This is a genomic window from Micrococcus sp. HMSC31B01 (genome assembly GCF_001816085.1).
GTDB lineage: Bacteria > Actinomycetota > Actinomycetes > Actinomycetales > Micrococcaceae > Micrococcus > Micrococcus luteus.
In genome coordinates this window covers 1-711 of sequence record NZ_KV824905.1, presented here as the reverse complement: position 1 = coordinate 711, position 711 = coordinate 1, and the positions used below count along the sequence as shown (strand labels likewise).

The following is a 711-nucleotide window of genomic DNA, read 5'->3' as shown; positions in this document are numbered from 1 at the left end:
CGGGCGGCGGCGGCCGCCGGCCTGGCGGCCCTCGCCGAGGACGGCGTGACCGTCGCGGACCCCCGACGCTGGTGGGGCCTGCTGCCGCTGTCCACCGAGGCTGCGCTCGTCGACCCGAAGCACGAGGTCGTCGCGCTCTCGCCCTCCCGCGTGGAGACGGCCCTGCGCAATCCGCTGGACTGGGTGCTGTACCACGTCGGCGCGAACGCGGGCGGAACCCTCGCCCAGTCCGTGGGCACGCTCGTGCACTCGGTGGCCGAGCACCATCCCGAGGGCATGCCCGAGGACGTGCGTGCCGAACTGGAGCGCCGCCTGCCCGAACTCGGCCTGCCGGAGGGCTGGATCACGGAGATCGAGCACGACCGGGCCCGCGGCCTGGTGGACGCCTACATCGGCTACTGGAGCATCGCCCGGGCGGCCGGGCGTCGGCCCGTGGCCCAGGAGGTGCGGCTCCTCGCGGACCTGACCTGGGGCGGGACCACCGTCCGGATCACCGGCGTCGTGGACCGGCTCGAGGCGGACGCGCAGGGCCGACCCTTCATCGCCGACCTCAAGACCGGCCGCAGCGCGCCCACCGGTGCGGAGATGGCGCGCCAGCCCCAGCTGGCCGCCTACCAGGTGGCCGTCCGCGCCGGTGGTCTGGAGCAGGTCCGGGACGACCCCGCCACCGACCCCGCCCTGCGCGCCGCGCTCGCCGGGCTGGAGCGGCCC

The 711-nt window shown here is 76.7% G+C and carries 1 protein-coding gene; it reads left to right on the top strand.

What is annotated here, in order from left to right; all coding sequences use genetic code 11:
* Positions 1 to 711, top strand: a 711-nt coding sequence (locus HMPREF3105_RS01405) for a RecB family exonuclease (RefSeq protein WP_141762381.1), incomplete at both ends; no start/stop codon positions are given.